Source organism: Acrocarpospora macrocephala (genome assembly GCF_009687865.1).
In the GTDB taxonomy this organism is placed as follows: domain Bacteria; phylum Actinomycetota; class Actinomycetes; order Streptosporangiales; family Streptosporangiaceae; genus Acrocarpospora; species Acrocarpospora macrocephala.
On the sequence record NZ_BLAE01000101.1, the window covers coordinates 1 to 13,126 of the forward strand.

Below are 13,126 nucleotides of genomic sequence, written 5' to 3' on the forward strand. Positions count from 1 at the left end.
CCGCGACGCTGGGCTCGGGTTCCGGCGTCGATTCGATGCTTACCGGCTCGGCGGCGGGTTCTGGGGTGGTTTCGGCGGCGAGGGCGGCGGCAGTCTGGGCGGCGGGTTCCGGGGTGGGTTCGGCGACTGCCTGCGTGGTGGATTCGGAGGCAGGCGGAGTGACGGGCTCCGCAGGGTTGGCGACAGCCTTGATGTCGGGCTCTGCGGCGGCGACCGCCTGAGTGACGGGCTCTGCGGCAGGGTTGGTGGCCGCCTGAGGGGCCGGGGTGGCGGTGGTCTGAGGGGTTGGGCTGGCGGCAGCCGTTGGGCTGGCGGCAGGCTTGGTGGCGGGCTCGGTGGCTGCAGTGGCGGCTGCATCGGTCGAGGTCGTTGGCAGGGCTGCGGTGGGGGATATGGCAGCTGCGGTCTTCTCGGCGGGAGGGCCGGGGTCCACGACGAGGGCGGGTTCGGTGGCCGGGCTTGGGGGAGGGGTGGCGATTGAACCGGCTGGCGTGGTGTTTGAACTAGTGGGCGCGTTGATTGGACCCGTGGGCGTGGTGACTGGACCCGCGGGCGTGGTGATGGGACCGGCTGGTGTGGTGGATGGGCCGGCTGGGGTTTGTGGCTCTGAATTGGTGGGGGCTGCGGTGTTGGGATTGGGGTCGGTCTCCGGGACCCGCTCAAGGTGCGAAGAGGCGGCGGAAGGGGCGCTTGGCTCTTCGGCGGTGGGGTTGGTGCGGGTGGAGATCGGTGTGGGGTGAGCCGGTGGTTCCTGGCGGATTGGCTCCGGGTGGAAGGCCGCAGGCCGTACCGGCGCGGGCACCGGCTGTGGTGCGGACACCGGCTGTGGTGTGGGCAGGGGGGTTGGGTCGGTGTAGGCGGGGCGCTGGGGGGGTGGCTGGAGGTAGGCGGTTTCCGGGTAGGTGGGGTCGGTGAAGCCGCCGGGCTCCGCGTAGGGGGCGACCGGCTCGGGCTCGAAGCGTGGTTCGAAGGATGGAACGGGTGCCAGCTTGCTCGCCAGGCGGGGCACGAAGGGGCGGACCGTCGCCTCCTCCTGCGGGGGGTCGACGTATTCGGCGGCGGACAGGCGCATGGCCTCGTCGTCGTAGGGCGTGATGTGCCGCCGTCGCGGGTCGAAGAGCCACTCCGCGTGCCGGGTGTGACCGTTCCACACGAAGCCCAGCTTGATCCGCCACAGGTTGTCGTCGCGCTTGCAGGAATCCCAGTCGATCTCGTCGGCGGGCACGCCCCGGCGGGTGAGGCGTTCGGCGACGAGCTCGCCGAGCGTCGGGCGCGGGGTGTTCTCGCCGGGGAGCCGGACGGCGACGCGCTGCGCCTGCTGGGCAACGTACTCGCGCTCCTGGAGCACGGGGCCCTCGAACCAGCGCACACGTTCGACCGGTATGCCGGCGGTGGCCGCGATCTCTTCCGCGGTCTCGCCGGCGCGGATGCGCGCCTGGATCTCCTTGGGACGCAACGGGCTCTCCACTTCGATCTCGTACTGGCCGAGACGGGAGAAGTTGCCGCGAACCGCAGCGCGGAGCCGATCGTCGACGGGCAGCGTGAACCGGGTGCCCCTTCCGGCCGTGGCCAGAACGAGGTAGGTGCCGTCCTCACTCACCGCGACGAGACGGAGCTCCTGCATGCGAGTCCCTTCGTCGTCGAGCTGAAATCTTCCCCCGGACCCTTGAGTGTCTCGCGTGAGCCGGTTGCCTTCCAGCACCGTACCCGGCATGTCCGAACATCGCCTTCCCCAGGGGTGGGGGAGTCGATGTGACGCCGGTCACATTTGCCGCGTTTACCTTTCTACAGGCTGGCGGTGTTCAGCAAGCGATTAGGGGTCCTTCCCTGATTCTTCACAATGACGCCGCCCGTCGCGGTGGACTTGAGCCAAGTGAACAGAGAAGTGGGGGTCTCCGACTGGTTGGCGCCCAGCTTCAGCGCGGCCACTCCGGCCACGTAAGGGGAGGCCATCGAGGTGCCGCTGAGGCGGCGCAGGGTGTTGTCGGGCCAGGTGGAGACGATGTCGACGCCGGGGGCGTACAGGTCGACGCAGCGTCCGTAATTGGAGAAAGGCGCGCGTTGGTCGCTTTCGTCCGAGGCGGCCACGCCGAAGACGCCGTACGCGGAGGCGGGCGAGGACTCGCACGCGTCGGCGCCCGCGTTGCCCGCCGCCGCGACCACCAGCACGCCGGATTTCACCAGAGCGGTGGTGGCGGTGTCCAAGGCCCGGGATCGGGGGCTGCCCAGCGAGAGGTTGGCGATCGACGGGCCTTCGGCGTTGGTCCGCACCCAGTCGAGCCCGGCGATCACGTCGGAGACCGTGCCGGTGCCGTCGCAGCCGAGCACCCGGACCGCCTCGATCCTGGCCGCCGGGGCCACCCCCACCCGCGCCCCGCCGACGATCCCGGCCACGTGGGTGCCGTGGCCGCTGCAGTCGTAGCCGTCCCCGCCGGTGGCGTCGAAGGCGGCGGCGGCCCGCCCGCCGAACTCGCGGTGCGTCGGATCGATGCCGGTGTCGAGCACGTAGACGGTCACGCCGCGCCCGCTGCCGTGCGCCCCGAACCGCCCGTCCAGCGGGAGTTCCCGCTGGTTGAGCCGGTCGAGCCCCCAGCTCACGTCCTGGGCCTCGACCAGGCGGTCGGGTTCGATGCCGGTCACCCGGCGGCTGGCCGACAGCTGGACCACCTGGTCGGGGCTGAGCCAGGCCACGAACCCGGGCAGGACCGCGGCGTAGTAGCGGGTGACGCGCAGCCGCGCCCCGAGCTCCCACGCGTCCCGCACGTCGCGGGTGGTCACGATGTACGGCCGGAGCCCGTCGTCGACCGCTCGCCGCAGCGCCGCGACGCCACCCGGGGTCGCGGTCGCGAGGGCGGCCGTGGTGGCCAGCGCCGTCGCCACGGCGGCCGTCGGGTAGAGGCCGAACCGTCTCATGCTCGTGCTCCTCGGCTAGGGGGCCGGACGGCCCGCCCCCGCAATGTGCCGCCCGCACGGAACACCGGCGGCGCGGGACACGCCACCGCGCCGCACTCTTTACCCAGCCCTGGGTTTAGGGCAGCACACCCGCCAAGTACGTGTTGCCGAAGATCCGCTCCGGATCGAGTTCGTCCCGCAGTTTCGCGAAATCGGCGAACCTCGGGTAGACCGTGGCCAGATAGTCCGCGTCCCGGGTGTGCAGCTTGCCCCAGTGCGGCCGCCCGCCCAGCCGCGTCATGATCTCCTCCACCGCGGCGAAATACTCCGGATTCGGGGTCGCCCGGTAGACATGGCAGGCGATGTAGGCCGAGTCCCGCCCGTACGCGGTGGACAGCCACGCCCCCGACGGCGGCGTCACCCGGACCTCGATCGGGAACGAGATCCGCCACCCCGTGCGCTCGACCAGGTCGCGGGTCTCGCGCAGGGCCTGGCCGAGATGCTCGCGCGGGATCGCGTACTCCATCTCCAGGAAGCGCACCTCCCGCACGCTGGTGAAGATCTTGTACGAGGTGTCCACCGACTCCGACGGGCTGAGCAGCCGCGCCGACACCCCGTTGATCCACGGGATCGCCCCGGGAAACCGGGCCCCGGCCGCGCAGGCCAGCCCGAACAGCGTGTTCTCCAGGAACACGTTGTCCACCCAGTGCCGGACCGGGTTCGGCGGCGCGGCCGGTCCCGGGCTCCGGTTGTTCCGCTTGACCAGGCAGGTGTCGGTGTGCGGCAGCCAGAAGAAGTCGAGGTGCTCGTTCTCGCCGGTGAGCGCGTCGAGGTCGGCGAGGATGGCCCGGAAGGACATCGGCTCACGCCGGCTGCGCAGCAGGAACGCCGGCTCCACCCGGAAGGTCACCGACGTCAGCACGCCCAGCGCGCCGAGCCCGACCCGGGCCGCGTCGAACAGGTCGCCGTCCCGGACGGAGGTGATCGTCCCGTCGGCGAGCACCAGCTCCAGCTCGATCACCTGATCGGCCAGCCCGCCGATCTCGCGCCCGGTGCCGTGGGTGCCGGTCTGGATCGCGCCCGCCACGGTCTGCGCGGTGACGTCGCCCATGTTGGCCAGCGCCAGACCGCGCCGGTCCAGCTCCTGGTTGAGCACGTGCAGCGGCGTGCCCGCGGCCACTCGCACCCAGTCGTTGCCGTAGGCCAGGATGCCGGTCAGCGCGTTCGGCCGCAGCAGCAGCCCGCCGGTCAGCGCCACGCCGGTGAACGAGTGCCCGGTTCCGGCCATGCGTACCTGCCGCCCGGCTTTCGCCCCATCCCGTACGGCTTGCGCCACCTCCCCCGCCGACGCCGGAGTCCGGACCTCGGCGGGGACGACCGCCTGATTCCCCGCCCAGTTAACGAACCGCATGAAGATGAACGGTACTCATGACCTGGTCTCCGAAGCCACCGGTGTCCGCAACCAGGACGAACCGGCAACCCCCACCAGCATCGCCAGCAGGGCGCACGCGTACGCGAACCCGTACGCGTTGGACGCCCCGTAACTATCGGTGAGATGCCCGCCCGCCCACGCCCCGACGGCCACCCCGAACCCGATCGAGGTCGACAGCCAGGCCATGCCCTCGGTCAGCTGCGCCGCCGGAACCAGCCGCTCGACCAGCGAGAACGTGGTGATCAGTGTCGGCGAGATGGCCAGCCCCGCGAAGAACAGCGCGACCGCCATCGCCGGCAGGCCGCCCATGAGCAGCACCGGCGTGAACCCGGCCACGAACACGATCAGCCCCCGCACCAGGCGGCTGCGCAGGTCGATCTTCCAGCTGCGCGCGCCGTACCAGAGCCCGGAGACCATGCTGCCGCCGGAGATGGCGGCGAGCAGGAACCCGGCCGCGCCCTTGTTGCCCTGCTCCTCGGCGAAGGCGATGGTGACGATGTCCACGCAGCCGAAGACCGCGCCCATCGCCAGCATCACCGCGGACAGCAGCGCCACGCCGGGGATGGCGATCGGTGAGCCCTTGTTCTCCCGATGCCGGACGACCGGCGGCTCGGTGCCCTTGAGCAGCGCGAACGCCAGCGTGCCGCCCACGGTCAGGACGACCACCACGATCAGCCCGGCGTACACGTTGACGCTGGTGGCCAGCACGGCGGTGAACGCCGGGCCGGTCACGAAGATCACCTCATCGGCGACCGACTCGAACGAGAACGCCGCGTGCAGCTTGCCCGAGTCCGAGAGCAGGTGCGACCAGCGGGCCCGGACCATCGAGCCGAGCGAGGTGGCCGACGCCCCGGCGATCGCGCCCGACGCGAATAATGTCCAGATAGGGGCGTGCGCGTGCGCGAGCAGCATCATCCCGGACAGCGCGACGCCGTGCACGAGGACGAACGGCACGAGGATCCTGGCCTGGCCGAACCGGTCCACTAACCGGCCAGAAAGGGGCGCGGCGACGGCGAAGGCGAGCGACACGATGGCGGCGACGGCCCCCGCGGTCGCGTACGAACCGGTGATGGAGTGCACGAGCAGGGTGATGCCGATGCCGAGCATCGAGATCGGGATCCTCCCCACGAACCCCGCCAGCACAAACGATTTCGCTCCACGCGTGCTGAACAGCCCACGGTACGGCCCGACCATGACAGAACCCCTCTCGCGCGCCCTGGGCACGATGTACTGCGTCCGGGCACGCCGACCGGGATCGGCTGCGGCCATGGGGGTGGCACGCGGACAGCTATATCTTCCCCATTAGACCCTTACCGACCATGGCGCACAGGCACGCCGGAAGGCAAGTGAGTTTTCCGCCGTTAAGCTACTAGCGTGAACCGGGTGTCCGATCTTCCCTGGCTCACGCCGCTTCGCGGGCTCGTGGCCGGTCTCGCCGTTCTGATCACGGTGACCGTCTCCGCGGGCAGTGTGATCCTGCTCGTCCGTGGCGACACGGAAAGCGGCACGGAAAGCGAGACGGCGGTGGGCTCCCCCCGGCAGGCGCTGGTCCCCGACCGCACGCTGCCGTCGGCCCCGCCCGTCGTCGGCGGCCCCGGCGTCCAGGTGACCCCGCCGAGGCTGCTCGCCGTCGCCGCCGCCCAGGTCCCGGCGAAGGTCCTGCACGACCTGGCCAAGGTCAAGAACGTGCAGAAGGTCGCGGTCGTGGACGGCGGAACCGTCCGGGTGGCCGGCACCGGGCTGCGCCTGCTGGCCGTGGACCCCGCCCAGTTCCGCTCCTGGACCCCCAAGGTGGTGGCCGACCATCCGGCCGTGTGGAGCGCGCTGGCCCGGGGCGAGATCGTGGCCGACACCGGCGTGATGAAACGGCTCGGCATGGTCCTGGGCGCGGAATACCAGCTCGACGGCGGCCCCCGGCTCCGCGTCGCCGCCTCGGCCGCGCTCGGCTTCCCCGGCGTGGACGGCCTGATCGGCAAGGAGCTGGGCGCCGAGCTCGGTTTCGCCTCCGGCGTGGTCGTCCTGGTCCACGGCCAGCACGTCAACCAGCAGCGCGTCCGCGACCTGCTCGGCGGCGACGCCCAGGTGGTCGCGGTCGGCGCCGAACCCGCGCCCCGGCAGACGGCGGTGGCGGCCCGTCAGGTCCTGGTCGGCCGCCCCGACAGCTACCTGGAGCTCTACCAGCGCGGCGCCGGGGTCTGCCCCGGCCTGTCTTGGACCGTGCTGGCCGCGATCGGCCAGGTCGAGAGCGGCCACGGCCAGAACAACGGCCCGTCCTCGGCGGGTGCGCTCGGCCCGATGCAGTTCATGCCCGCGACCTGGAAGGCGTACGGCGTGGACGGCGACGGCGACGGCGTCTCCGACATCTGGAGCGCCTACGACGCGGTGCCGTCGGCCGCCAACTACCTATGTGCTAACAAGGCAGGACAAGGCGGCGAGCAGCTCAGGAAGGCCGTCTGGCACTACAACCATTCGTGGTCCTACGTCGACAAGGTGCTCAACCTGTCGCAGGCGTACGCGCTGGCCTACCCGAACCAATGACGCAGCAGGTGGCCGGACACGGGACCGGCTCCGGCTCGGCCATCAGCTCCTTGATCATCGAGACGAATCTGGGGTGGGTGCCCGCCGTGCCCGCCCGGGCCAGCAGCATGCCCAGCTCCTCGGCCTTGGCCGCCGCCTCGGTGTCCAGGTCGTACTTGACCTCCATGTGGTCGGAGACGAACCCGATCGGCACCAGCACGACCGCCTCGGTCCCCTCGCGGCGCAGCTGCTCCAGGTGGTCGCAGACGTCCGGCTCCAGCCAGGGCACCTGCGGCGGCCCGCTGCGGCTCTGCCACACCAGGTCGAAGTCGTCCGCCCCGACCGCCTTCGCGACCAGCGCCGACGCGGCCCGCAACTCGGCCTCGTAGGCCCCGCCCCGCGGCCCGGCCGCGGCGGCCATCGACAGCGGGATGCTGTGCGCGGTGAACACCAGCCGCGCGTCCGCCCCCACCTCGGCCAGCGCCCCCCACGTGTGATCGGCCATGGCCGCGATGAACCCGGGATGATCGTAGAAATGCCGCAGCTTCACCAGCCGTGGCGCGTCCGGCACCTCGGCCGTCGCCCGCGCGATGTCCTCGATGTACTGCCGGCAGCTCGAATATGAGCTGGTCGCCGCCGTCGCGAACGCGGCCGCGTGCCGCACCCCGTCCGCCGCCATCTGCCGCAGCGTGTCCGCCAGGTACGGATGCCAGTTCCGGTTCCCCCAGTACACCGGCACGTCCACGACCTTCTCCAGCGCCGCGACCAGATCCCGGCACTGCTGGTTGATCGGGCTGACCCCGCCGAAGCCCTGGTAGTGCGCCTCCACCTCCAGCAGCCGTTCGCGTGGCACTCCCCGCCCGCGCACGACGTTCTCCAGGAACGGCAACACGTCCTCCGGCCGCTCGGGACCGCCGAACGACACCACGACGAGCGCGTCATAATTCCCCATGTCCCCAGGGTAGGCCGGGATCCCGCCGGTTCTCCTCTCGGTATGTGCCCGGGCGGAGGTAGGTTCGGACGATGACCTCGATCTTCCAGAATGTGCGCGAATACGTGGCGGTTCCGCGGGTGACCGCCCTGCGGCTGTCTCCCGACGCGACCCGGCTGGTCGCCGTGGTGCAGTCCCTCGACCCTGACGAGAAGGCGTATGGGACGGCGCTCTGGGAGATACCGCTTGATCCGGACGCGGAGCCGTACCGGTTGACCCGGTCGGCGAAGGGGGAGGCGGGCGCGGAGTTCACCCCCGACGGCGAGCTGCTGTTCGTCTCCCGCCGCCCGGACCCCACCGAGAAGGACGCCGACTCCGAGGCCGCCGCGCTGTGGTTGCTGCCCGAGCGCGGCGAGCCCCGCCGCCTGGCCACCCGCCCCGGCGGGATCGGCGCCGTACGGGCGGGGGGCGGCACGATCGTGTACGCGGCCCAGGTGCTCCCCGGGGACTCCGCCACCGAGGCCGACCGCAGGAAGGCGCGCAAGGACGCCGGCGTCAGCGCGGTCCTCTACGACGACTACCCGATCCGCTACTGGGACCACGACCTCGGCCCCGCCCAGCCCCGCCTGTTCACCCTGGACGGCACCGACCTCACCCCCGACCCCGGCCGCGCCCTCGACCAGGCCTCCTTCGACGTCACACCCGACGGCTCCACCGTCATCACCACCTGGCGGATCCCCACCGGCGCGGGGACCTCGCGGTCCGAACTGGTCGCCATCACCGGCGGCGAGCGGCGGGTGCTGGCCACCTCCGAGGGGCATGACTTCACCAGCCCGGTCCGGATCTCACCCGACGGACGCCAGGTCGCCTGCGTCCGGGAGCGGCACGGCACGATCGAGCGCTCCCTCGCCCTCGAACTGTGGGTGATCGACCTGACCACCGGCGAAGGGCGGGCTCTCGGGGGTGAGCTCTTCCCGGCGGCCCTCGCCTGGGGCTCCGACTGCCTCTACGTGGCCGCCGACCACCAGGGCCGCCGCCCGATCTTCCGGATCCCCCTCGACGGCGGCGACCCGATCAGGCTGACCCCGGACAACGGCGCCTACGCCGAGCTCAACCCCGCCCCCGACGGCAGCCTCTACGCGCTGCGCGGCGCGATCGACGCCGCCCCCGCGCCGGTCAGGATCGCCCCGGACGGCACGCTCGAATACCTGCCCACCCCGACCCCCGCGATGGAACTCCCCGGCACCCTCACCGAGGTCAGCGCCATGGCCGAGGACGGCACCGAGATCCGCGGCTGGCTGGTCCTCCCCGAGGGCGCCAGCGCCGAGAACCCCGCGCCGTTCCTGCTGTGGATCCACGGCGGCCCGGTGAGCAGCTGGAACGACTGGTCCTGGCGGTGGAACCCGTGGATCATGGCCGCGCACGGCTACGCCATGCTGCTCCCCGACCCCTGCCTGTCCAGCGGGTACGGCCAGGCGATGCTCGACCGGGGCTGGGGCGACTGGGGCCCGGCCACCTTCGGCGACCTGATGGCGATCACCGACGCCGCGCTCAAGCTGCCGGAGATCGACGACCAGCGGACCGCCGCGATGGGCGGCTCGTTCGGCGGCTACATGGCCAACTGGGTGGCCGGGCACACCGACCGGTTCAAGGCGATCGTCACCCACGCCTCCCTGTGGAACCTGGGGCAGTTCGCCGGGACCACCGACGCCGCGATGTTCTGGCAGCGCGAGTGGGGCGAGCCCGGCGGCCCCATCTACCAGCGGCTCTCCCCGCACCAGACGCTCGACAAGATCACCACACCGATGCTGGTGATCCACGGCGACAAGGACTACCGGGTGCCGATCGGCGAGGCGCTGAGCCTCTGGTGGGACCTGCGCCGATCCGAGGTCGAATCCCAGTTCCTCTACTTCCCCGACGAGGGCCACTGGATCCTCAAACCCGGAAATGCCATCGCCTGGTACGACACGGTCCTCACCTTCCTCTACCGCCACGTGGAACCCGCGTTCGAGCCCCCGGCCATCTCCGGCCTGATCGACCTCGGCGAACAGTGGCCGACTAGATAGCCTGAGGGCATGCTCCCGGACGATCTGCTCGCCCTCGCCAAGGACATCGCCGTCGAAGCCGGAGAACTGCTCCTGGCCAAACGCCCGGCCCGCCCGGAGGTGATCGACACCAAGTCCAGCCCCACCGACGTCGTCACCGCCCTCGACCGGGAGACCGAGGACCTGATCCGGGCCAGGATCAAAGCGGTCCGCCCCGGCGACGCCATCCTCGGCGAGGAAGGCGGCGACGTCCCCGGCCAGGGCCGCGTCCGCTGGGTCGTCGACCCCATCGACGGCACCGTCAATTTCCTGTACGGCCTGCCCGCCTGGGCGATCAGCATCGGCGTCGAGGTCGACGGGGAGATCGTCGCGGGCGTCGTGAACGCCGTCCCGATGGGCGAGCTCTACACCGCGGTCAAGGGCGGCGGCGCCTGGCTGGCGGGGGAGCGGCTGCACTGCAACACCGGCGTGCCGCTGGACCGGGCGCTGATCGCCACCGGCTTCGGCTACGCGGCGTCCCGGCGGGTGGTCCAGGCCGAGGTGCTCGCGCAGGTGCTGCCCCGGGTGCGGGACATCCGGCGCGGCGGCTCGTGCGCGGTCGACCTCTGCTCGGTGGCGTCCGGCCGGGTGGACGGGTATTACGAGCGCGGCACCCAGTACTGGGACCACGCCGCGGGCGGGCTCGTCGCGGCCGAGGCGGGGGCCAGGATCGGGGGGTTGCACGGCAAACCGTACAACCCGGAGCTGACGATCTGCGCGGCGCCGGGGCTGTTCGAGGAGCTGCACGACCTGCTGGCGGCACTGGATCCGGAACGCGACGCCCCCACCGGCGCATAGCCGATGGGGGCGGGGCGAACTTAGCGCCGGTCAGCGCGGAAGCGGGATGCCGTGGTCGTCGGCCAGCCTCCGGAGATCTTCGATCTCGGCGGTGAGGGTGTCGGCGAGAAAATCGTCGCCGCTGTTCCTGGCCTCCTGAAGTCCCTTGTAGGCCTGGTCGAGCCGGGTTTCGATCGTAGTCGTGAACTCGCCCATCTCACCTTCTTTCTCAGCGGTCCACCTGGGGAGGACGTGCCTTCCCCGGCATCGGACAGAGGGGTGTGTGTGCCTCCTTTACCCACAGTCCGGGTAACACTAAACCAGGAGATTTTGTGCGGTGCTCGCCCGCTTACCGTGGGCTTACCGGCCGAAGCGGGAGAATGAGGCGTCAGCGCGGGTCACAAGGAGGATGTCCATGCGAGTACTGGTGGTGGAGGACGAGCGGGTGCTCGCCGACGCGATCGCGACCGGCCTGCGCCGCGAGGCGATGGCGGTGGACGTGGCCTACGACGGCGCGGAGGCGCTGGAGAAGACCTCCTACATCGATTACGACGTCGTGGTGCTGGACCGGGACCTGCCCAAGGTGCACGGGGACGAGGTGGCCAGGCGGCTGGTCGCCGACCGGACCGCGACCAGGATCATCATGCTCACCGCCGCCGGTGACGTGGACGACCGGGTCGAGGGCCTGGACCTGGGCGCTGACGACTACCTGGCCAAGCCGTTCGCGTTCCTGGAGCTGATCGCCCGGGTCCGCGCGCTCGGCCGCCGCTCGGCGCCCGCGCTGCCCCCGGTCCTCGAACGTTCAGGAGTACGGCTCGACCCCGGTAAACGCCTGGTCACCAGGGACGGCGCCGAGATCGCCCTGACCAAGAAGGAGTTCGCCGTCCTGGAGGAGCTGCTGCGCGCCGAGGGCGCCGTGGTCAGCCAGGAGGACCTGCTGGACAAGGCCTGGGACGAGCACATCGACCCGTTCACCAACGTGGTCCGGGTGACCATGATGACGCTGCGCAAGAAGCTCGGTGAGCCTCAGGTCATCGAGACCGTGCCAGGGGTGGGATACAAGCTGTGAGCGAACCGCGCGACCTGGCTGACACCGCACCCCAGCGGGGGCCACGGATGATGTCGCCGGTGGGGACGGGGCCCTACCGCAGCCAGGTTCCGCCGCCGCCGAGCGGCCCGCCCGCCTGGGACGGCCCGCCCCCGCCCGGCGCGCATCACCCTGGCCCGCTGCCCCCGCTGGCCAACCGCCTCAAGTCGCTGTCGGACCGGATGAGCATCCGCTGGCGGCTCACGATCACCTACAGCACGCTGTTCTTCGTGGCCGGGGCGCTGCTGCTGATCGTGATGTACATCCTGGTGCGCCCGGTGCTGGACAGCGCGCTCCGCGTGGAAGTGAGCGTGCCGGAAGGCACCCCGGGGTGGCTGATGGACTACTGGCGGCAGGAGATCACGGTACGCAACGCCAACGTGACCACGACCGTGCTGAGCGGGCTGATCACCCGGGGGCTGCTGGCGCTGCTCGGCATCGGCATCCTGGCCATCATGCTCGGCTACGTGGTCGCCGACCGGGCGCTGAAACCGATCATGCAGATGACCGCCACCGCCAGGAAGCTGTCCGGCAGCTCGCTCGCCCACGAGCGCATCGACCTGCACGGTCCCGACGACGAGCTGAAGGAGCTGGCCGACACCTTCGACGCCATGCTGGTCCGGCTGAACACCGCCTTCGACGCCCAGCGCCGGTTCGTGGACAACGCCTCGCACGAGCTGCGCACCCCGCTGGCGATCAACAGGACCGTGCTGGAGGTGGCGCTGTCCGACCCGGAGGCTTCCGACGACCTGCGCGTGCTCGGCCGTACCCTGCTGGGCACCAACGCCCGCAACGAGCGGCTGATCGAGGGCCTGCTGCTGCTGGCCCGCAGCGAGCGTGAGCTGTCGGTGCGCAAGCCGGTGGACGTCCAGGAGGTGGCCAAGACGGCCATCGAGCAGCTCCTCCCGCAGGCCCTCCAGCAAGACGTGCAAGTCGACCATGATCTGCATCCGGCCTCCACGATGGGCGATCCGGTGCTGCTGGAGCGCTGCGTGGCCAATCTCGTGGAGAACGGCATCAAATACAACGGGGGCGAGGGAAAGGTCTGGGTGCGTTCGGGAATTGTCGAGGGGGGTGCCGTTGTTCAGGTCGCGAACACGGGACCGCATGTGCCCGCGTACGAGGTGGACAGCCTCTTCGAACCCTTCCGGCGGTTGAGCGCCGATCGGGTCGAGTCCGCCAAGGGCGCGGGGCTGGGTCTGTCCATCGTGCGGGCCATCGTCCGCGCGCATGGGGGCACGGTGACCGCCGTCCCCCGGGACGGGGGCGGGCTCGTGGTGACGGTGCGACTCGCGGGTGGACCGCCCGTGACGACTCCGTCGGCGCGCTGATACGACCCTGCTGCACATCAGCCCCGTACATGTGGTTGGATGTGCCGTCGAACGCGGTGGGTCATCCCGCCAATG

General features: G+C 71.1%; 11 protein-coding genes. 5 read left to right on the forward strand and 6 right to left on the reverse strand.

Annotated elements, in window-relative coordinates; all coding sequences use genetic code 11:
- The 4 genes from sepH to Amac_RS49890 all read right to left on the reverse strand — a co-directional run.
- A partial coding sequence (sepH, locus tag Amac_RS57630; RefSeq protein ID WP_176611963.1) for a septation protein SepH occupies positions 1-1,624 on the reverse strand: 1,624 nt, incomplete at its 3' end.
- Between the two features lie 161 nt (positions 1,625-1,785).
- Positions 1,786-2,913, reverse strand: a complete 1,128-nt coding sequence (locus tag Amac_RS49880) for a S8 family peptidase (protein ID WP_155361450.1) — start codon at positions 2,911-2,913, stop codon at positions 1,786-1,788.
- Positions 2,914-3,028: 115 nt separating this feature from the next.
- Entirely contained in the window at positions 3,029-4,303 is a 1,275-nt protein-coding gene (locus tag Amac_RS49885; RefSeq protein ID WP_155361451.1) for a D-arabinono-1,4-lactone oxidase, read from the reverse strand.
- Between the two features lie 15 nt (positions 4,304-4,318).
- Positions 4,319-5,518 (reverse strand): MFS transporter, encoded by a 1,200-nt coding sequence (locus tag Amac_RS49890; RefSeq protein WP_155361452.1) that lies wholly within the window; start codon positions 5,516-5,518, stop codon positions 4,319-4,321.
- Positions 5,519-5,707: 189 nt separating this feature from the next.
- Here Amac_RS49890 and Amac_RS49895 point away from each other — a divergent pair, with 189 nt between their 5' ends.
- A complete protein-coding gene (locus Amac_RS49895; RefSeq protein WP_155361453.1) occupies positions 5,708-6,862 on the forward strand; it encodes a lytic transglycosylase domain-containing protein in 1,155 nt (384 codons plus the stop codon).
- Here Amac_RS49895 and Amac_RS49900 read toward each other — a convergent pair.
- A complete protein-coding gene (locus Amac_RS49900; RefSeq protein ID WP_155361454.1) occupies positions 6,819-7,793 on the reverse strand; it encodes a ferrochelatase in 975 nt (324 codons plus the stop codon). The two genes, Amac_RS49895 and Amac_RS49900, sit on opposite strands and share 44 nt — an antisense overlap.
- 71 nt (positions 7,794-7,864) lie before the next feature.
- Between Amac_RS49900 and Amac_RS49905 the strand changes: the two genes are divergently transcribed.
- Positions 7,865-9,838 carry an alpha/beta hydrolase family protein gene (locus Amac_RS49905; protein ID WP_155361455.1) on the forward strand — a complete coding sequence of 658 codons (1,974 nt, stop codon included), beginning with the start codon at positions 7,865-7,867 and terminating at the stop codon, positions 9,836-9,838.
- A 9-nt stretch (positions 9,839-9,847) separates the two neighbouring features.
- Positions 9,848-10,654, forward strand: a complete 807-nt coding sequence (locus tag Amac_RS49910) for an inositol monophosphatase family protein (RefSeq protein WP_155361456.1) — start codon at positions 9,848-9,850, stop codon at positions 10,652-10,654.
- A 30-nt stretch (positions 10,655-10,684) separates the two neighbouring features.
- Here Amac_RS49910 and Amac_RS54245 read toward each other — a convergent pair whose 3' ends face one another.
- Positions 10,685-10,849, reverse strand: a complete 165-nt coding sequence (locus Amac_RS54245) for a hypothetical protein (RefSeq protein ID WP_170322029.1) — start codon at positions 10,847-10,849, stop codon at positions 10,685-10,687.
- A 199-nt stretch (positions 10,850-11,048) separates the two neighbouring features.
- On the opposite strand from Amac_RS54245, the gene Amac_RS49915 reads away from it, so the two are divergent.
- Complete coding sequence (locus Amac_RS49915) at positions 11,049-11,702, forward strand: response regulator transcription factor (RefSeq protein ID WP_155361457.1); 654 nt, start codon at positions 11,049-11,051, stop codon at positions 11,700-11,702.
- A 47-nt stretch (positions 11,703-11,749) separates the two neighbouring features.
- Complete coding sequence (locus tag Amac_RS49920; RefSeq protein WP_373869952.1) at positions 11,750-13,051, forward strand: sensor histidine kinase; 1,302 nt, start codon at positions 11,750-11,752, stop codon at positions 13,049-13,051.
- Positions 13,052-13,126: the final 75 nt, after the last annotated feature.